9 protein-coding genes are annotated in these 20313 nt (G+C 66.1%); all 9 read right to left on the bottom strand.

The annotated features are described in order from the left end of the window. Positions 1 to 106: 106 nt before the first annotated feature. The 9 genes from EMB92_RS07185 to EMB92_RS07225 all read right to left on the bottom strand — a co-directional run bounded on the left by EMB92_RS07185 (position 107) and on the right by EMB92_RS07225 (position 20025). On the bottom strand, positions 107 to 2917 hold the full coding sequence (locus tag EMB92_RS07185) for an endo-beta-N-acetylglucosaminidase (protein WP_150394336.1): 2811 nt from the start codon (positions 2915 to 2917) through the stop codon (positions 107 to 109). 121 nt (positions 2918 to 3038) lie between these two features. After that, positions 3039 to 5603, bottom strand: coding sequence for a glycoside hydrolase family 31 protein (locus tag EMB92_RS07190; RefSeq protein ID WP_150394337.1), 2565 nt, complete (start codon positions 5601 to 5603; stop codon positions 3039 to 3041). Between the two features lie 100 nt (positions 5604 to 5703). Beyond that, the gene (locus EMB92_RS07195; RefSeq protein WP_150394338.1) at positions 5704 to 6999 is read right to left on the bottom strand and encodes a glycoside hydrolase 5 family protein; all 1296 of its coding nucleotides are present in this window, start codon (positions 6997 to 6999) and stop codon (positions 5704 to 5706) included. A gap of 4 nt (positions 7000 to 7003) precedes the next feature. Beyond that, complete coding sequence (locus EMB92_RS07200) at positions 7004 to 7840, bottom strand: carbohydrate ABC transporter permease (protein WP_043167039.1); 837 nt, start codon at positions 7838 to 7840, stop codon at positions 7004 to 7006. Positions 7841 to 7857: 17 nt separating this feature from the next. Then, positions 7858 to 8787 (bottom strand): carbohydrate ABC transporter permease, encoded by a 930-nt coding sequence (locus tag EMB92_RS07205; protein ID WP_150394339.1) that lies wholly within the window; start codon positions 8785 to 8787, stop codon positions 7858 to 7860. Between the two features lie 36 nt (positions 8788 to 8823). Beyond that, complete coding sequence (locus EMB92_RS07210; RefSeq protein WP_043167041.1) at positions 8824 to 10098, bottom strand: ABC transporter substrate-binding protein; 1275 nt, start codon at positions 10096 to 10098, stop codon at positions 8824 to 8826. 166 nt (positions 10099 to 10264) lie between these two features. Next, positions 10265 to 13369 carry an alpha-mannosidase gene (locus EMB92_RS07215; RefSeq protein ID WP_150394340.1) on the bottom strand — a complete coding sequence of 1035 codons (3105 nt, stop codon included), beginning with the start codon at positions 13367 to 13369 and terminating at the stop codon, positions 10265 to 10267. A gap of 289 nt (positions 13370 to 13658) precedes the next feature. Beyond that, positions 13659 to 16820 carry an alpha-mannosidase gene (locus EMB92_RS07220; protein ID WP_150394341.1) on the bottom strand — a complete coding sequence of 1054 codons (3162 nt, stop codon included), beginning with the start codon at positions 16818 to 16820 and terminating at the stop codon, positions 13659 to 13661. A gap of 70 nt (positions 16821 to 16890) precedes the next feature. Continuing rightward, on the bottom strand, positions 16891 to 20025 hold the full coding sequence (locus EMB92_RS07225; protein WP_150394342.1) for an alpha-mannosidase: 3135 nt from the start codon (positions 20023 to 20025) through the stop codon (positions 16891 to 16893). Positions 20026 to 20313 lie beyond the last annotated feature (288 nt).

A 20313-nucleotide genomic window follows, 5' to 3' on the forward strand; every position in this document is an offset into this window, starting at 1 on the left:
CTTCCATTCGTTGTCTCGTAGTGTGAATTATACGGCCGAAAGCCCGATGAGAGCGCTCACATGCTTCTCTCATCGGGCATCGGGAGGTCATCGGTCGGTCATCCGATCACAGGATCGAACCGTCGGCTCCGAGCACCTGCATCTCGTAGATACGGGCCGCGGTGTCGCTGCCCTGCGTCGGCTTGTCGACGACGAGCTTGACGTAGCGGGCGTCGACCGGGGCGAAGGCGTCGGACGTGGTGCCGGCGGTGTTCTTCTTCACCGTCGCCACGGTCGTGAACTCCTTGCCGTCCTTGCTGACCGCGATCGAGTAGGATTGCGTGTTCATGCTCGCGTCCTCGCCGCCGGCCTGCGCGTGGGCGATGTCGACCTGGCTGACGGTCTTCACGTCGCCCAGATCCACCGTGATCTCGTGCGGGGCGGGACCGGTGACGCACCACTTGGTGTTCGTCTCGCCGTCGACGGCGAACTCGGGCTTCTCGTTGCCGTTGGTGAAGCCGTCGGCCGTGACCGCCTTACCCTGCGACAGCAGCGTCAGCTTGCCGCCGGAGGCGATCTTCGAGGAGACGACGATCTGACCGGCCATCTTCTGCGTGGCCTCGCCCTTGTCGTTCTTCGCGGTGACGGTGACGTCGTAGACGCCCTCCTTGTCGTAGGTGACCGTGACCTTGTTGCCCTCGGCCTTCTCCTTGCTGGCGCCGGGCAGCGACCAGGACACGCTCTTGGTGTTCTTGGAGCTGGCTGAGGTGAACGTCACCTCGTCGCCGACGCCGATGAGCGTGCGGGATGCGGTGGCCGCGGCCTTGGGCTTGCTGTTGTCGGGCCACTCCATGTCGGTCTTGGCCGACTCGCCCTGGGTGCCGTAGCGGTCGACCGGCACGACCTCGAACGTGGTGTTGTTCGTCTGGCCGGTTCGGGTGAGCGAGGCCGCGTAGAAGTTCTCGACGTTGGTCACGCCCAGCAGGGAGCGGGAGCCGTCCTCGTTGATGCGGTACACCTCGTAGCCGGCGGCGTCGCCGTCGGCCTTCCAGGACAGGCGCACGCCGGCGTAGAGGGCGTCGTCGTCGAACTGCTTGTCGTCGACCTTGACCTGGGTCACCTTGCCGGCGGACGCCTTGGAGGCGTCGGAGCCGTCCTTGATGGTGATGTTGCCGAGCAGCAGCTGGTATCCGGTCCTGTCCTCGCTGGCGGAGTAGGTGAAGCCGATGCCGGTGAGGGTCTTGCCGGAGAGCTTGGAGAGGTCGTAGTCGAGCGTGGTCCAGTCCTCGCCGACCTTGGTCTTCGACTTGGCCGAGATGGTCTGGCTGCTGCCGTCGGCGAAGGTCAGGACGGCGTCGAGCTTGGTGGATGCGTTCGCCTTGGCCTTCACGGAGAAGTCGACCCCGTCGGTGAGCTTCACGTCGGCGGAGTACAGCTTGACCGAGGTGGAGCCGCCCTGCTTGACGGTGCCGGAGAACTTCAGCGAGGAGCCGCCGTACCAGGCTTCGGCGTCGCTGTAGTCGGCCTTGGTGGCGTTGCCGCCCTTGTCGGCGACGATCCAGCGGTAGGTGGGCTGGATGTCGGAGATGGAGCGGTTGTTCCAGTCCATCTTGGAGATCTGCCTGCCTTCGCGCGAGAAGCTGTATCCGGATCCGTTGTTGAAGTTGGTGACGAACGGCAGGGAGGTGATGGCGGAGCGTTCGACCACGTAGTTGGAGACGCCCTGCCAGGATTCGTCGCCCTCGTAGGTCTCGGAGACGCTCGGATCGCCTTCGGCGTTGACCCACAGCCGGTTCTCGTTGGCGCGGAAGGTGGTCGGGTTGCCGGCGGACCAGTAGGTCCAGCTCGGGCAGTAGATGCCGAGGGAGGTGTGGGTCGTGCCGTCCTTGTCGGCGAAAAGATCCCATTTGATCGGGGTGTCGGTGCCGTCGGCCTGCACGTCGACGCCGGCGTACAGCGAGTACGGGTCGATGCCGAGGGATTCGGCCTTCTTCGCAGAGGCGGCGAGCAGGTCGTCGCCGGCCAGCTCGTCCTCGGTCCACCAGAAATTGAGGAACATGTCGTCGGCGACGGACTTGCCGTCCTTGCTCATGAACATGCTGTTCTCGTCGGTCAGCGCGTTCTGCCAGTCGATCGCACCGTCCTTGGTCATCGAATCGTAGTAGACGACGCGCAGGTCGGACGCCTGCTGCTTCATGTACGCGATGAACGCCTGCATCTTCTCGGCGTATTCGGGGCCGAGCGCGGTCTCGTTGTCGCCTTCGGTCTCCTGGTTGATGAACCAGCCGTCGAAGCCGTAGGCCTTGGCGACCTCGATGAGCTTGTCGGCCACGGGGAACGAGCCGTCGGCGTTCTGCTGGAGCGTCTGGTCGAGCCATTCGACCTTGCCGCCGGACACGTTCTGCGGGAAGAACACGGTGCCGAGCACGGGCACGCCGTTGGTGTGCGCCATGTCGGTCACGTCGGGACTCGGCGGCACGATGATGCCCTCGCCGGATGAGCCTCCCCAGTAGACGAGCTGGTCGACGTACTGCCAGTAGGAGAAGGTGTTCGCGTTGGCGTTGTTGAGTCCTCGGGGCGCGTTGCCGCTGGTCGAGGAGTTCATGATGGAGATGGCCATCACCTTGGTGTCGGCGTTCTGCGTGTCGTTGACGGTTTTGAGGTTCTTCTGGTCGACGCGCTTGGCGAGCGGCACGGTGCTCACGTTGTAGGCGAGGTCCGGGTCCTTGTCGGCGCTCCACGAAAGCAGATCCTCGGGGAACCAGTAGGAGGATTCCGGCTGGTTCTTGAGGATCAGCTCCTCGTTCTCGTTCTCCGGCGTCACGGTGTATGCGGTTGCGCTGGCGCCTCCGGCGGAGCATGCCGCCATCGCCATCATCATCGCGGCAGCCAATGTCGTCGCCACAATGCGCCGCGGCATGGTTGTCTTCCTGTTCATTGTTTCCTTTCCTTAACCTTTGAGGTGGTGGCACGTCGATTCCGCTTCGAATCGTCGCGCCCATTGCCGTCCGGTCGCCCGTTTTTGGTGGGTGATGGGCGACGCAGTGCCGTTCCCGCGTTCATCCGCGCAGCAGCACCTCGGACAGCGCCTCGATCACGCCTTGCGGCATGTGCGAGGAAAACCATTGGGGCTCCCCGTAATCGCCCGGGGGCATTTCGAGCGTATGGAGCGATGCGAGCGCCTTCACGCCCTCGCGTCTGACGAGCTCCCACGCCCGTTCCTTGGTGAAGTAGAGCATCTGCGCGTCGTCGAGCACGGCGAACGCGTCCCGTTCGATCGGCTGCGGGGCGATGGCAAGGCCGTCGATCTCGATGCGCAGCCGATCGTGGATCGATGTCGGCGGCAGGTCGATGACGAGACTGAGCGTGGGTTCCTCGTAGCGCACCATGTAGTCGGCATCGCTCAGCGGGTCGCCGCCCCGGAGCACGGTGACGGGGTAGGCCGGCGTCGCGGCCGTCGACGGACCGTCGGTCAGGCCTGTCGCAGGATCGGCGACGCCGCGCAGGATGATCCGCCATGCGCGCCGTGCGGGGACGGCGGCGCACTCCCCCGCGGCCGCGTCGACGGTGAACGCGCCGTGCGTCCAGTCGAGCGTGAGATCGGTGCGGGTCCACCGGTTGGCCGCGCCGACCGCACCGTCGTCCTCCCAGAGGGTGAACGAGCCGTCCTGCCCCGGGAACACGAGGACGTCGAACGCGCTCGGGTTGGAGACGTCATTGACCGGCACGGTCTCCGTTACGGCGTCCGCACCTATGGAAGCGCCATCGTCGAGCCGCTGCATCGGGATGATGCCTCCGGCCTTGGCGAACACCGGCATACGCTCGATGCCGCGCCAGACCTCCATCGTGCGTCCCTGATCGGGTTCGGCCGCGTAACGGCGGCCGTCGAAGAGGTCGTACCACTCGCCATGGGGGAACCATACGTTCGCCTTGGCGCGTCGGACGGCCGGGTCGGCGGGTTCGAGGATCGGCGAGACGATGAGTTCGGTGCCGAACTGGAATTCGGTGGGCACGTTGCCGCCCGAATGGTTCCAGTACATGGGTTCGACCAGCGGCAGTCCGTCGAATGCGGCTCGCCGGTTCATCGTGTACAGGTACGGGATGAGCCGGTGACGCAGTCGCAGCGCGTCGACCATGGCCGTGCGGGCCGGCTCGTGGAAGTTCCATGGCTCCTTGCCGTTGAACGGCGAGTCGGTGGAGTGCAGGCGGTTGATCGGGCTGAACGTGCCGAGCTGGTACCAGCGGGCCTCGAGCTCCTCGTCACGGTAGCCGAACATATGGCCGCCGATGTCATGGCTCCACCACCCGTAGCCGATGTTCGATGCGGTGGCGGTGAAGTACGGCTGGAACCTGAGCGATTCCCAGGTCACGATCGTGTCCCCGGAGAAGCCGACCGGGTACCGGTGCGAACCGTATCCCGAGTAGCGGGAGAACGTGATCGGGCGTCGACCCTCACGCGCCGAGTCGAGGTAATGCAGGTGGTTGAGCATCCACAGCGGGTCGAGGCCCTTCTGGCGGGTGATGCCGCCCTGCTGCCAGTCGATCCACCAGAAGTCGACGCCCTGACGCTCCATCGGATGCAGGATCTGGTCGAAGTAGGCGGCCATGAACGTGGGGTCGGCGGCGTCGAACTCGATGGCGCTGCCCGTCGCCGGGTCGACGCCGACCGCCGTGGCGACGCGCTCGTAGCAGTCCTCGAAGGCGCGTACGCCATCGCGCGGATGCAGGTTGAGCGTGGTCCGCATGCCCTTGGCGTGCAGCCATTCGAGGAATGCTTGAGGATCGGGGAACAGCTCGCGGTTCCAGGTGAATCCGGTCCAGCCGGACCCGTATGCCGGGTCGACGTCGGTCGTGTGCCAGTCCATGTCGATGACGGCCACGGTGAACGGCAGCCCCTCGCGTTCGAAGCGTTCGACGAGCATGCGGTATTCGTCGGCCGTGTAACGGTGATAGCGGCTCCACCAGTTGCCGAACGCCCAACGCGGCAGCAGCGGCACCGGTCCGGTGAGCCTGTGGTAGTCGCGCAGCGCGTCGTGGATGCGCCCCGAATGGCCGAACAGGTACAGGTCCGTGGAGACGTGAGGTTTGGGGAACACCCATTCGCCGAACGGGTTGATGCGTCCACGCACCGTGGATGCGGGGCGTATGACGTTGTCGTGCGAGTCGTCGAGGATCATCCACCCGTCGCCGCAGAGCAGTCCGGGGTCGAGCGGTGCGGCGCCGTCGATCTGGTCGAGCGTGCGCGTGGTGCCACCGCGGTTCGCCGATTGCGCGGCGCCATAGTGCCAGGTGTTGTGCTGCGAGGGGCAGTCCTTGACGGTGACGTTCAGCCCTTCGGCGCTGAAGGGGCCGCCGTCGTAGCGGATGCGAAGATGAGTGGTTTCGATGTCGAGCCATCCGTCGGCGTCACGGCGGACGGTGAAGTCCGGGATGCCGCCGAAGTCGCGGTTGACGACGATCTGCGTACGGTCGTCGACGAAGTCGCCGTCGTCCGACCATTCGAGGCGGATCAGGGAGTCGGTGAGGATGCCGATGCGCCAATGGTCGCCCCGGACGACGGTCTTGGGGTTCATCAGGGGGTTGCCATGGGCCGATTCGGCGGTGAATCGCGTCGTGTCGATCATGCGCTGCTCCTTTTCACGGATAAGCCGGTGGCCCGTCTCCTGAGACCAAGGAGAAGGGGACGGACCACCGGATGCGAGCCGGGCGTCGGATCCGATCGGATCAGTTGCCGCCCTTGCCGGCGAACGCCGGGTCGGAGACGGCGCTGTAGGCGTCGCCCGCCACGGCTTCGACGCGCGTGACGTGCGTGATGCCGCGCGCCGCGAGCGCTTCGGCGTCATCGGCCGTCGCGGAGGTGATGATGCAGGGGCGCTCGCCCTGCTCCTCCAGGGACATCCACGCGTCGAACACGGAACCGCCCGGCGCGAACGCGGCGCGCACCAGCGGGTCGCCGGCGCCGTCCACGGGCACTGCGATGGCGTTCGTGCGCGGCGAGGCCGCCATCCTGCCACGGCTGTCGGCGATCGCATCGCGGAATGCGACGCCGACGTCGGTCAGGGATCCGTCCACGTCGAACAGGCCGAGCTCGTGCTCGAAGAACGGGAAGTCCTGGAAGGTCTTCGGGATGCGGTGCGAGCACCACCAGGTGATGCCGAACACGTCGGGGCATTCCTCGATGGCCGTGATCGACTCGCGTGCGAACGCGGGTGCGTCCTCGGAGGCGACCACGTTGCCGGGTGCGCCGATCTCCTGCACCCATACGGGCCTGTGCGCATCCGTCGCGAACGCCTTCGACAGCTCGGTCAGGTAGGCGGCGTGGTGGGTGCTGGCGAACGACATCGGGCCGTAGTGCTGTGCGGTGCCGTTGAACACCCACGAGTGCACGGTGGTCATGTCGCCCTTGCACGAGGCGTAGGAGGGGCGGAAGGCGTGGCCGTCGGCGTACCAGACGGCGTCGTTCTCGCTGTGCAGGATCACGCGTCCATCGCGGTGGGCGCGCTCCCCCACCGAGCCGATGAGACGGTCGAGCCAGGCTCCGGTCTCGTCGGCGGTGGCGTGCATGCGGCGCGGGTGCGTCGCATCGGTGAACTGATTGCACTCGTTGCCGAGGGTCAGTCCGGCGAACGCCTTGACGTCGGACAGCCTCTCGTAGATGGCCTCGACCAGTCGGCACTGCGCCTCGATCGCCTTGTCGTCGGCGAACATGCTGGTCTCGTGCCAGGAGACCAGCCAGGAGGGCACGAAGTCGAAGCTCGACAGGTGCCCCTGCACCACGTCCACGTAGACGTCCAGTCCGGCGTCGCCGCCGATCTCGACCATGCGATGCAGGTCGTCGAGCGCCTTGGGGTTGATCCATGTGCGGTTCGGCTGCAGCAGGGTCCACAGCGGGAAGATGCGCACGTGGTCGGCGCCGAGATCGGCGATCTGGCGCATATCGCGTTCGACGGCGTCCCACTTGGGGTTGAGCCAGGCGTAGAACCATTCGCCCGAGGGGGTGTAGTTGACTCCGAATCTCATATGACTACTCCTTGACCGATCCGGACTCCAGGCCGTTGAAGATGTAGCGCTGGAAGACCAGGAAGAAGATCATGATCGGGATGAGGGCGACGATGGTGCCTGCGGCGACGATGCGCGGGTCGGACACGAAGGTGCCCTGCAGACGGCTCATGCCGAGCGTGAGCGTGTAGTGCGAGTCGTCGGTGAGCACGATCAGCGGCCACAGGAAGTCGTTCCACGAACCCATGAAGGAGAAGATGCCGACCAGGGCCATGGTGCCCTTGACCTGCGGCACGCAGATGCGCCAGAACCGCTGCCAGATGTTGGCGCCGTCCACCTCGGCCGCCTCGATCATCTCCTTGGGGATGGCGTTGAACGCGTTCATGAACAGCAGGATGTTCATCGAGCTCACGAGGCCTGGCAGGGCGACGCCGATCAGGTTGTTCTGCAGGTCGAGCCCGCGGATGATGAGGAACTGCGAGATGAGGATCGTCTCGCCGGGCACCAGCATCGACAGGAACAGCAGGCCGACGACCAGTCCCTTGCCCTTGAATCGCAGCAGGGCGAGCGAGTAGCCGGCGAAGCAGCCGGAGATGATGTTGCCGCCGATGTTGAGCGCCGCCACGATCAGCGTGTTGCCCACGTAGAACAGGATCGGCAGTCGCTTGAAGACCTGCACGAAGTTGTCCATCGTCGGGTCGACGGGGATCAGGTACGGTGCCGCGTACATGTCGTCCTTCGGGCCCTTGAAGGCCAGCGAGATCTGCCACAGCAGCGGGGCCGCCAGGAAGAGCAGAAGGGCGATGAGCACGACCACGCGGATGATCTTGCCCGGGGTCAGGTGGTTGTACTTGTTCTCCATTACCGTTGCGCGTGCCATCAGTCCTCACTCCTGCGCTGGATGAACCATTCGATGCCGATGATGCAGCCGAGCACCACGAACATGACCATGCCGAGGGCGCCGGAGTAGCCGGTGCGGGCGTTGATGCCGGTGCCTTCCTGCTTGATGAGCATGGTCATCGTCAGGTCGGCGCCGCCCACGCCGCCGGAGCCGCCGGAGAGCATGTAGATCTCGCCGAAGACTCGGAAGGCGGACATGGAGCTCAGGAGCATGACGAGGATCATCGTCACGCGGCAGCCGGGCAGCGTCACGTGGAAGAACTGGCGGATGCCGCCGCAGCCGTCGATCGAGGCCGCCTCGTACAGCGTGCCGTCGATGTTGGCGATGTTGGCCAAGTAGATGAGCATGTAGTAGCCGAGGCCGCTCCAGATGGTCACGGCCATGGCGCTGAAGAGCAGCAGCCAGCGGTCGGTGAGGAACGGGATCGGCGTGCTGATCCACTTGAGCGCCTTGAACGTGCCGTTGAGCAGGCCGTCCTTGTCGAGGATGTTGGTCCACAGCAGGCCGACGACGACGCTGGACATGATGACCGGGGTGTAGAAGGCGGTGCGGAAGAAGTTCATGATGCGCGTCTTCTCGGCCACGAGGGCTGCGAGCATGAGCGGCAGGATCACCATGAACGGGACGATGCACACCACGTACAGGGACGAGTTGAAGAACGCCGTCTGGAAGCGGCGGTCCGAGAACATGTCGATGTAGTTCTCGATGCCGACGAACTTGCCGGGTCTCAGGAGCGTGGAGTCGGTGAAGGACAGTCGGATCGTGTTGAAGAACGGCACCAGGGAGAAGGTGCAGATCCACAGGATCGGGGGAAGGACGAACAGCCAGGGGACGATGCGGCCGCTGGAGCGGGGGTCACGCCCCTGGGCGGCCGCCGCGCCCTTCCTGCGTTTGGTTGATGTGGCCATGATGGTTGAACCGCCTATCGATTGTCGATCGTCCGCTTAGAGACGCTCGTTGCAGTACTTGACGGTGGCGTCGAGCGCCTCCTTGGCCGTGATCTTGCCCTGCAGCGCCTGGGCGATCTCCTCGCGCAGCATCGTGGTGCAGGCGGAGGTGAACTGCGGCGGGCCCCAGATCTCGCCCTTGCGGATCTGGTCGGCGGACATGCGCATGGCCTCGGCGTCCATCGTGTCCTCGGACGGGTTGAAGAAGTCGTCGTCGATGGTGCCCACGGAGGACGGGAACACGTTCGCCTTCTTGTCGAAGGCCAGCTGGTTCTTCGAGTTGGTCACGAAGCGGGCGAACTTGATCGCGAGCTCCTGGTTCTTGCTGGTGGCGTTCACGGTGAGCATCTCCATGAACATGTTCGGCTTGGTGTTGGCGATGAAGTTCGTGATGGCGAGGTTCTCGAACACCTTCGGAGCGTTCTTGCGGATGTCGTCGACGCTGTAGGCGTTGCCGTTCATGAACGCCTGGGAGCCGCCGTTGAAGCTCTTGGACTCGCCGGAGGTGGAGCTGTTGAGCATGTCGTCGGTGAAGGCGCCCGCGTTGTACATGTCGATGTAGTGCTGGACGAACTCGACGCCCTTCTCGTTGTTGAACGTGAACTCGGTGCGGTCCTCGTTCATCAGCTGGACGCCGTACATGCCAAAGTCCTGGATGGACGGGATGCCGGAGGTCAGCGCGTACTTGCCGCCGCAGTTCTTGCCGAAGGTGTCGGCCATGTCGAAGATGTCGTCCTGCTTGGTGGGCGGGTCGGCCGGGTCGACCTCGACGCCGCACTCGGAGAGCACCGCCTTGTTGTAGAAGGTCGGGCCGGAGTTCAGGTACCACGGGAAGCCGTAGGTGCCCTCGGGCAGGTCGTTGCCCTTGAACGTGGCGGCGTCCCATGCTGCCGGAAGATAGTCCTTCTCGGCGTCCGGGGCGGCCTGGGAGACGTCGAGCAGGATGCCCGCCTTGGCCAGCGTGTACGCCGGCTCGGGGCCCATGTCCACGACGTCGGGCAGCTCGCCGGCCGCCGCGTCGGTGGACAGCTTGTCCTCGTAGTTGTCGGCGGGCTGGTCGACCCACTTGATGGTGACGCCCGGGTTCTCCTTCTCGAACTGGGCGATGAGATCCTCGAAGTAGGAGGTGAACTTGTCGTTCTTCAGGTTCCAGGTCTGGAACTTCAGTTCGGTCGAACCGCTGGAGGTGCTCGACCCGCAGGCGCCGAGTCCGGCGAGCATGGCGACGGACGCGACGAGTGCCACGGCCTTCTTGGTGAAGGTGCCCTTCATGGTTTTTCTCCTTTGTTTTTTGTGATGTTTCTTCGTCGAAACGTGTGGTGATGGGGCGCGGCCTACCGCAGACGGCCACGCCCGCTGTTGTGGAGTTCCCGCCGCACGGGCCCCGTATGCGGGGCCGGGATGGACGTGGGACGGGGAGAATGAAAATCGGGAGATGTCAGACGCGCGACAGGCGCAGCGTGGTCAGCTGGAACGGCTTCAAGGCGAGTGCGGCGCCTTCGGCCGCCTGCCTGCCGCCGACGAGTCCGGCGGGTTCGTCCGCGTAGGATTCGTCCTGTTCGAGCGTGTTGGTCTCGCGCACCTGCCATCCGTCGAGCGGGCCGTGCACGTGCAGCGTGGCGCGGGCTCTGGCGCCGGCGGCCTCGTAGAGGCGGACGATCACGTCTCCCGAACCGTCGTCGGCGAGCTTGATCCAGTCGATGACCGGGGTGCCCTCGCCGGTCTCGAGCGAGACCGGAGGCTCAAGGGCGGGCATGTCCTCGAGCGTCATCGCGTTGATCTCGCCCGCGGCGGCGACCAGCGGCGCGACCTCGGCGCACGGCAGCACGGTCCAGTCGAACTCGTGGCGGCCGATGTCGGTGCGCGGATCGGGCGCGGTCGGCGCGGCCACCAGGGACAGGCGGACCATGGTGCCGGCGATGGCTCCATCGTCGTCACGCAGCGAGCTCACGTCGGAGCCGTAGGTCGAGCCGTTGGCCACGCCGATGCCGTAAGAGGAGTCGTGGATGCGCACGAAACGGTGCGAGCAGCTTTCGAACATCGCCTCCTCGCCCTCGGTGTTCTTGACCACCGGACGCTCGATGAGACCGTACTGGCATTCGTACTGGGCGCGGGTGGCGCTCAGGGCCATCGGCACGTCGACCTTGAGCAGCTTCTCGGGGACCTTCCAGTCGACGTCCGCGTGGAAGTCGATCTGGCGCCTGCCGGGACGCAGCGTGATGACGGTGTCGATCACGTCGTCGCGGTAGCGGTTGGTCGTGCGGATGAGCGCCGATCCGTCGGCGGCGGTCTCGACCGAGGCGATCACGCCGTCTTCCAGAGGCGTGGCGCACAGGAAGGCGTCGCGCTCGACATCCCACGCGTCGAAGACGCCGGGCTCGTCCTTGAGGATCTCGTAGCGGCCGAGTGCCGCGTCCTTGGCGACCATCTCGCGGCCGGCGACGAGGTCGGTCATCGAGTCGATGGTGCCGTTGGCAGCGATGTGGGCGCGGATCAGACCGTTGGAGACGGTGACCGAGCCGTCGTCGCCCCGTTCGATCGAGACGGGCTCGCCCGTGGACTCAAGGGAGACGGGCGTCCACGAGGCGACGTCGGAGAGCTGGCTGATGCGGGCCCTGGCGATGCGCTCGGCGTCCGGGTTGGCCTCGCGCAGGGCGGCGACTGCCTCCTGCGCGATCTCGTGCAGACGCTTCATGTCGCGTTCGTAGTCCTCGCGGGCCACGCGATGCGCCCATTCGATGGCGGATCCGGGCAGGATGTCGTGGAACTGGTTGAGCAGCAGCGTCTTCCAGATGCGGTCGATCTCGGCCTGCGGGAAGACGTAGTCCGCCGATTCGAGCGAGGCGAGCGTGCCCAGGTATTCGACGGCGCGCAGCGCGGATTCGGTCTTGCGGCAGCCGCGCTTCATCTCCTGCTGGGAGGTGAGGGTCTTGCGGTGCAGCTCGAAGTAGAACTCGCCCTTCCAACGCGGCATCTCGGCGCCGGCCTCGGCCCTCATCTCGGATTCGGCCTTGGCGAAGAAGTCGTCCGGAGTGCCGTATTCGACCTTCGGCATGCCCTCGAAGCTTTCGAAGCGGTGCTCGCGCATCGTCATCTCGCGGATCGGGCCGCCGCCGCCATCGCCGAAACCGAACAGCAGGATGCCGCGGTCGGAGAGGTCCTTGTCCTTGTAGTTGCGCTGCACGTACGCCATGTCGTGCGCGGACATGTCGGAGTCGTACTTGTCGGCGGGCGGGAAGTGGGTGAAGATCTGCGAGCCGTCGACGCCCTCCCACATGAAGGAGTGGTGCGGCAGACGGGTGGTGTCGTTCCAGCACAGCTTCTGGGTGAGGAACCACGAGTAGCCGGAGCGCTTGGCGATCTGCGGCCATGCGCCGGTGTAGCCGAAGCTGTCGGGCAGCCAGATGCCGTTCGGCACGACGCCGAGCTTCTCCTTGAAGTAGCGCTTGCCATAGCTGATCTGGCGGATGAGGGACTCGCCGCACGGCATGGTGCCGTCGGATTCGACCCACATGCCGCCGACCGGGATGAAGCGGCCTTCGGCGATGCGCTCCTTGACGCGCTCGAACAGATCGGGGTGACGCTCCTCGAGCCACGCGAAGTGCTGGGCGGCGCTCATCACGTACGTGAAGTTCGGGTCCATATCCATGAGGGCGAGCACGTTGGAGACGGTGCGGCCGACCTTGCGCTGGGTCTCCCTGACCGGCCACAGCCACGCGGAGTCGATGTGCGAGTGGCCCATCGCGGTCAGGGTCATCGCGGAGGCGTTGGCCGGGCTGGCCATGACCTTGTCGAGGGCCTTGCGGGCCGGGGCGAGCGTGGCGTAGTCCCTCTCGTCCCACAGGTTGATGGAGCGCTGCATGGCCTTGGCGAGCTTCCAGTATCGAGGATCGGCGTCGTTCATGTTCTCGAGCGATCCGGTGATTACGTCGAGATCGGCCCAGTAGTCGAACATGTCCTGATCGAGGGCGGCGATGTCGATGGAGCCGAACTCGTAGCGCTCATCGGCCTTGCCGGTGGGCCTGGTGCCGAGTTCGGTGACGGTGAACGACGGGACGTTCGGGTTGTAGGCGCCTTCGACGTAGATGACGAAGGAGCCGTCGGGGTTGACGACGCGGTCGCGCGTGCCGTCGGCCTTGATCAGCGGCATCCAGTGGTTGCGCGGGTGCAGGGCCTTGATGACGGTGCCGTCGGCACGGTAGGCCAGCGCCTCGATGTGACCGCCGACCGGCCATTCGAGCCAGCCCAGGTTGAAGACCAGTTCGATGACGCGGCCTTCGGGCAGATCGGCGGGCAGCTGGCCCTCGACGCGCATCCAGGTCGTGCCCCAGGAGGTGCCCCACGGCTCGCCGGAGGCGAGCGGCTGGAACTCGACCTGTCCGGACACGGCGCGGGCGATGAACGAGGCCGAGGCCTCCGGCTCGCCCGGGTTCTTCACCGCACCTACGGCGCAGGTGCCGAGCGTCTGGTGGATGTGCGGCCAGACACGCTCGCGCATCACACGCTTGCAGCGGTCGATCTCGCGATTGACTTTCAGCAGCATGATTCTCCTCTTGATGGTGTGTAGTGCTCTTCGCTGAGACTAAAGCGATTTAGTTGACCGTCATGGTCAGTCGCCGGTTACTAAAGCGATTTAGTTAGAGGATAGCATCTCCCACAGCGAAACGCAACACGGCGCGGCACGCATACTCCTCTCGGCGTGTCGCATGACCATGGCCGGGACGCTGGGGCGAAAGAAAACCCACGAGAAAACAAAGGGGCTCCTCCTGCCCGAACAATCGGGGAGAAGGAGCCCTCATATCCTCTGGGAGGCTAGCCCACAGACGCGTCCATCACCTGTGGATGCGCAGCGTGGCGAGCTGGAACGGCGCGAGCGTGACGGCCACGCCCTCCGCCGCGGTCGACTCGTCGCCCGAGGCCAGTGCGCGCGGCAGTTCGGCGGGCAGACCGCCCTCCTCCATGAGGTTCACCTCGCGCACGGTGGCACCGGCGAACGCGTCATCGAGATGCAGCGTGGCCCGTGCCCTGCCACCCGCGGCCTCATAGAGGCGCACGATGAGATCGTCCGAACCGTCATCGGCCAGCTTGACCCAGTCGAGCACGGGCGCGCCCTCGACGTTTGCGAGCGCGGCGAGCGGCCTGACGGCGGGCAGCTCCCCCACCGTCGGACTGTTGAGCCTGGACGCCTCGGCGAGCACCGTGGGCATGTCCGCATCGGCCACGACGGACCAGGAGAAGGTGTGCCGCCCCTGGTCGGTGCGCGGATCCGGGTAGAGCGGCGCGGAGAGCAGCGACAGGCGCACCATCGTGCCGCGACCGAGACCGCCGGCCTCGGATCCGTGGATGGGGCTCACGTCGGAGCCGTAGGTGGAGGCGTTCACGACCGCCGCAGCATAGCCGCTGTCGGCGATGCGCACGAAGCGGTGCGTGCAGCTTTCGAACTTGGCGTCGTCCGAGCGGGTGTTCTTGTTGATCGGACGCTCGACGATGCCGTACTGGCATTCGTACTGGGCGTTGACGGCCTGCACGGCGACCGGGATGTCGACCTTGAGGAACTTCTCGGCCGCCCGCCAGTCCACATCGGCCTCGAAGTCGAGGGTTCCGGCGCCCGGGCGCAGGATGATCCGCGTGACGATGTCGACGCCTTCGGCCGTGGTGACGACCTCGACGATCGCGCTGCCGTCGGCCTCGACGTGCATGTCGCGGACGGTGGAGTCGTCCAGCGAGGTGGCGGCGAGGAAGGCGTCGCGCTGGATGTCCCAGGCGTCCCAGTGGAACGGTTCGTCCTTGAGCAGCTCGTAGCGGCCGAGTCTGGTGCCGGCGGGCACGAGTTCGCGGCCGGTCGCCTTGTCGAGCATCGAGGAGACGGTGCCGTCAGCCTCAATGGTCACGACGAGTCTGCCGTTGTCGAGCGTGATCGCCTCTCCGTTTTCGTCGCGCGTGACGCGTACGGCGTCGTCGCGGTTCTCGGGGCTGACGGCGGCGACATCGCGCGCACAGCGGACCGTCCACGCCTCACAGGCCTTGCGGGAGTACGGGGTGATGACCGCGTCGGACACGTTGGCGTCGTCCGGTTCGACGGCCCTGATGGCGGCGGCGGCTTCGACGACGATGTCGCGCAGTAGCGCGATGTCGCGCGCGTACTCCTCGCGGGCCTGACGATGCACCCACGCGATCGCCGAACCGGGCAGGATGTCGTGGAACTGGTTGAGCAGCAGCGTCTTCCAGATGCGGTCCATTTGCTCGCGCGGGTAGACGTAGTCGGGGTTCTTGACGCGTGCCGCGGCGCACAGGTATTCGGCCACGCGCAGCATGGCCTCCTCCTTGCGGCAGCCTCGCTTCATGTCCTGCTGGGCGGTCAGCGTGCCGCGGTGCAGCTCCAGATACAGCTCGCCCCTGAAGACCGGGGTCTCGCCGCGCACATCGTCGACGATGTCCCGACGCACGCGGTCGAACAGCTCGTCGGGCGTGCCGAAGTCGATCTTCGGGGCGCCGGCGAGGTCGCGATCGCGGCGGATGCGCGCGGTCATCTCGCGGGTGGGACCGCCGCCGCCATCGCCGAAGCCGTACAGCAGGATCGCGTTGCGCGACAGGTCCTTGTCGAGGAAGTTCCGCTGCGAGTACGCGAGCTCGTGCATGCTCATGGACGAGCAGTACGTGTCGGACGGCGGGAAGTGCGTGAGGATACGCGTGCCGTCGACGCCCTCCCACATGAACGAGTGGTGCGGGAACTTCGTGGTGTCGTTCCACGAGATCTTCTGCGTGAGGAACCAGTCGAATCCGGCGCGGCGGGCGATCTGCGGCCATGAACCGGTGTAGCCGAAGCTGTCCGGAAGCCATACGCCGCGGGGTTCGACGCCGAGATGCTCCTTGAAGTAGCGGCGGCCGAACGTGATCTGGCGGATCAGCGACTCGCCGGCGGGGATCATGTTGTCGGATTCGACCCACATGCCGCCCACGGGAATGAACCGCCCCTCCTCGATGCGCCGCTTCATGCGCGCGAACAGATCGGGGTGCTCGGCCTCGAGCCACTCGTACTGCTGGGCGGAGCTCATCGCGTACGTGAAGTCCGGATCCTCGTCCATCAGCGCGAGCACGTTGGAGACGGTGCGCGCCACCTTGCGGCGGGTCTCGCGCACCGGCCACAGCCACGCGGAGTCGATGTGCGCGTGGCCGATGGCGATGTGATTGATGGCGCTGGAGGCCGCGGGTTCGGCGAGCACGCCGGCCAGTTCGCCGCGCGCCGTGGCGAGCGTCGCGTCGATGTCACGCTCATCGTAGGCGTTGAGGGAGCGCTGCAGTGCCTTGGCGAGCTGCCAGTAGCGCGGATCGTCCTCATTGAGTTCGCGCATCAGCGACGAGACGGTCTCCAGATCCATCGAATAGGCGAACACGTCCTCGTTGAACACGGTGACGTCCATGCGCGTAAGGGTGTAGGGGAAGTCGCGCCTGCCGGTCGTCCCCTCCCCCAGCTCGGTGGGCGAGAACGGCGTGGGGCCCTCGACGAACGGGTTGGCGGCAGCTTCGATGTACACGGTGAAGTTCCCCTCGTCGTCGAGGTCGACGTTGGGGGTGCCGTCGGCGGCGACGAGTGGGATCCAGTGGTTGCGCGGGTTCGCCGACTTGATGGCGGTGCCGTCGGCGCGGTAGACGAGGCCCTCGGACTGGAATCCGGGGCCGCGGTGGCCGAGCCAGCCCAGATCCACCTCGAGTTCGACCTTTCGTCCCCGCGTCGCCTCGCGGTCGATGCGGCCCGTCACCTCGAACCAGGTGGTGCCCCAGGTCTCGCCCCACTGACCGGGTACGGCGAACGGCGCGAACCCGATCTCGCCGGCGCGCACCTTGGCGAGGAACTCGTCGGAGGGCACGGGCTCACCGGGGTTGTCGAACGAGCGGATGGCGCATGACGACAGCGTCGTGTGGATATGCGGCTCGACGCGCTGCCATAGCACGCGGTCGCAGCGGTCCAGCTGCTGCTTGGGCAAGAGGAACATGATGTGTTTCGACTCCTTTGTGGTGTGGTTGGTGATGTTGATGGGGGGTGTTGATGATGTCGGTCGCGGCTCAGACGGGGCTCAGACGCAGGGTGGCCAGCTGGAACGGACCGAAGGCGAGCCGCGCCCCCTCGGCCGCCTGACGATCCTCGCCTTGCAGCGCTCGCGGCAGGTCGTCGGCGAGCGCGTCGTCCTCCAACACGTCCGTCTCGCGCACCGTGGCGCCCGCGAGCGCCTCGGCGACGTGCAGTCGCACGGACGCGCGGCCGCCGGCCGCCTCGTAGACGCGTGCGATGATGTCGCCGGATCCGTCGTCGGCGGGTTTGATCCAGTCCATCACCACGGTACCGGATTCGGTTTCCAGGGTGATGCAGGGGTCGATGTCGGGCACGTCGGCGAGCACGGGCGCGTTGAGCGCGCAGGCGGCCTCGTTGACGCGTTCGACGGTCGCGTCGGCGAGCACGGACCAGTCGAACGAGTGGCGTCCGATGTCGGTGCGCGGGTCGGGGAACGTCGGCGCGGAGAGCAGCGACAGACGGAACATCGTGCCCGCGCCGCGCCCGCGGACGGCGTTGCCGGCGATCGGCGCGGCGTCCGACCCGTAGAGGGAGCCGTTGATGACGGCGGCCGCGTATCCGGGTTCGGCGAGGATCGCGAATCTGCCGGTGGAGCTTTCGAACTTCGCCTCGTCGGATGCGCTGTTCTTGACGATCGGGCGTTCGACCAGACCGTACTGGCAGTCGTAGGTGGCGCGGTCGGCGATGATGCCGAGCGGCAGATCGACCTTGAGGAAGCGTTCATGCTCATGCCAGTCGACGTCGGCGTGGAAGTCGAGCGCCGTAGCCTCGGGCGCGAGCGTGATCGTCGTGTCGATCGTCGTGTCGTCGTGTTCGACGCGCGTACGGACGACGGCCCTGCCGTTCTCGACGCCGGCGTCGACGATCCGGCCGGCAAGGCCGCGGCTCATGAGCAGGGATTCGCGTTCGATCTCCCACGCATCCCATACGGCCGGCTCATCCTTCATCAGCTCGTAGCGGCCGAGGCGGGAGCCTTCGGGGATGAGTTCGCGTCCGGCGGCGACGTCGATGAGCGATGATACGGCGCCATCGTGGTCGATGGTCGCGTCGATGAGTCCGTTGCCGATGCGCACGGCACCGCTGTCGGTCCGTTCGATCGTGACCGGCGTCGTCGTCCCGTCGTACGTGGCGACGGTCGCACGGGCGCGCCATGACGCGCCGTCGGCACGGTACTGGGCGATGCGGGCCTCGGGCAGCAGATCAGCGTCCGGGTTCGCCCGGCGAAGTACCGCGCACATGTCCGCGGCGATCTCCTTCAGACGCGTGAGGTCGCGCGCATAGTCCTCGCGCGCCTCGCGGTGCACCCAGGAGATCGACGAGCCGGGCAGGATGTCGTGGAACTGGTTGAGCAGCAGCGTCCTCCAGATGCGGTCCATCTCCTCGCCCGGGTAGACGTAGTCCGGGTCGGCGAGCGCCGCTGCGGCGCCGAGGTATTCGACCGTACGCAGGAGCGATTCCTCCCTGCGGCATCCTCGTTTCATATCCTGCTGGGAGGTGAGGGTGCCGCGGTGCAGCTCCAGATACAGCTCGCCCTTGTACGTCGGCATCTCGTCGCCGGCGTTCTCCTCGATCTGCGTGCGCGCCTTGTCGAAGAAGTCGTCCGGCCCCTCGATCGTGACGCGGGAGACGCCTTCGAGGTTCTCGAAGCGGTGCAGATGATCCATCATGTCGCGCGTGGGGCCGCCGCCGCCATCGCCGAAGCCGAAGAGCAGCAGGGAGCGGTCGGCGAGGTCCTTGTCCTGGAAGTTCTTCTCGGCGTAGTCGAGCTCCTGCGCCTTGCACCATGCGGCGTACGTGTCCGACGGCGGGAAGTGGGTGAAGATGCGCGAGCCGTCGATACCCTCCCACATGAACGAGTGGTGGGGGAACTTCGTGGTGTCGTTCCACGAGATCTTCTGCGTGAGGAACCACTCGTAGCCTGCCCTGCGGGCGATCTGCGGCCATGAACCGGTGTAGCCGAAGCTGTCGGGCAGCCAGATGCCCTTCGGTTCGACGCCGAGATGCTCCCTGAAGTAGCGGCGGCCGTAGGAGATCTGGCGGATCAGGGATTCGCCGGCGGGCAGCATGCCGTCCGCCTCGACCCACATGCCGCCCACGGGGATGAACCGCCCTTCCTCAATGCGCCGTTTCATGCGTGCGAACAGATCGGGATGGTCCTCCTCGAGCCATGCGTACTGCTGGGCGGAGCTCATCGCGTATCTGAAGTCAGGGTCGGCGTCCATCAGCGCCAAGGCGTTGGAGACGGTGCGGGCCACCTTGCGGCGGGTCTCGCGCACGGGCCACAGCCACGCGGAGTCGATGTGCGCGTGGCCGACGGCGCTGACGTTCATCGCCGAGGCGTTCGCGGGCCTGGCGAGGACGTCGGCAAGGGCTTCGCGTGCGGCGGATACGGAGTCATGGTCGCGCTCGTCGAAGAGGTTGAGGGAGCGCTGCAGGGCCTTGGCGAGCTGCCAGTAGCGGGGCGAGCGCTTGTCCGCGAGCTCCATCAGGGAGCTGACGACGTCGAGGTCGACGCGGTAGGCGTCACAGTCGCGGTCGAATTCGGTCAGGTCGGCGGATTTGAAGACGTACGGTTCGTCCGGTCTGCCGGTGGCCCGCTCCCCCAGTTCGGTTTCGATGAACGGCGGCACGCCGAGCAGCAGCGGGTTGCTGGCGGCCTCGAGATAAAGCGTGAATCGTCCGTCAGCGTCGATCGGCACCTGCGTCTCGCCGTCGGCGGACATGAACGGCACCCAGTGGTTGAGCGGGTGCACGGCCTTGATGGCGGTGCCGTCAGGACGGTAGACCAGTCCCTCGATGTGGCCGCCGCAGGAGTGGGGATACCAGCCCAGGTCGATGACGAGCTCCAGCGGGCGTCCGCCCTTCGGATATCCCATGGGAACCTGACCGGTCAGGCGGAACCAGACCGTACCCCATGTGGTGCCCCATTCGCGTCCGAGCGTGAACGGCGTGAACTCGATGTCCCCTGCGGCGACCTTGGCGAAGAACTCGGCCGAGGGCATCGGCTCGCCGGGGATGTCGAAGGATTCGACGTCCAGATGCGCCACGACCGGGTGGACGTGCGGGTCGACGCGCTGTCGGAGGATGCGTTTGCAGCGTTCCAGCTGCGCTTCGGGTTTGAGGAACATCGGTGCTCTGCCACTTCCTTGTCGTGTCTTGTCGTGTTGTCGGCCGTCGTCCGTCAATGTCGCCGTCGGCATCGCGGTCACGTCATCGTGTGTCCTTGACGCCCCGCGCTCACGGACCATGCCCTGTCTGTTCGCGCCGTTCGATCCCGACGAACACGGGAACTAAAGCGCTTTAGTATGTATTCTCGTCAACAACGACCACCCTGTCAAGTCCGACGGCGTTGCACGTCGCCGTAATCCGACGCATATACGCACCATCCGGGGCAACCGGCCCGTAACGTTCTAAGC

It is taken from the genome of Bifidobacterium callitrichos (genome assembly GCF_008698085.1).
GTDB lineage: Bacteria > Actinomycetota > Actinomycetes > Actinomycetales > Bifidobacteriaceae > Bifidobacterium > Bifidobacterium callitrichos.

Coding starts and splice junctions, on each gene's coding strand:
- EMB92_RS07185 (WP_150394336.1), bottom strand. CDS start 2,917: ATGAACAGGAAGACAACCATGCCGCGGCGCATTGTGGCGACGACATTG.
- EMB92_RS07225 (WP_150394342.1), bottom strand. CDS start 20,025: ATGTTCCTCAAACCCGAAGCGCAGCTGGAACGCTGCAAACGCATCCTC.
- EMB92_RS07205 (WP_150394339.1), bottom strand. CDS start 8,787: ATGGCCACATCAACCAAACGCAGGAAGGGCGCGGCGGCCGCCCAGGGG.
- EMB92_RS07210 (WP_043167041.1), bottom strand. CDS start 10,098: ATGAAGGGCACCTTCACCAAGAAGGCCGTGGCACTCGTCGCGTCCGTC.
- EMB92_RS07195 (WP_150394338.1), bottom strand. CDS start 6,999: ATGAGATTCGGAGTCAACTACACCCCCTCGGGCGAATGGTTCTACGCC.
- EMB92_RS07190 (WP_150394337.1), bottom strand. CDS start 5,603: ATGATCGACACGACGCGATTCACCGCCGAATCGGCCCATGGCAACCCC.
- EMB92_RS07220 (WP_150394341.1), bottom strand. CDS start 16,820: ATGTTCCTCTTGCCCAAGCAGCAGCTGGACCGCTGCGACCGCGTGCTA.
- EMB92_RS07215 (WP_150394340.1), bottom strand. CDS start 13,369: ATGCTGCTGAAAGTCAATCGCGAGATCGACCGCTGCAAGCGTGTGATG.
- EMB92_RS07200 (WP_043167039.1), bottom strand. CDS start 7,840: ATGGAGAACAAGTACAACCACCTGACCCCGGGCAAGATCATCCGCGTG.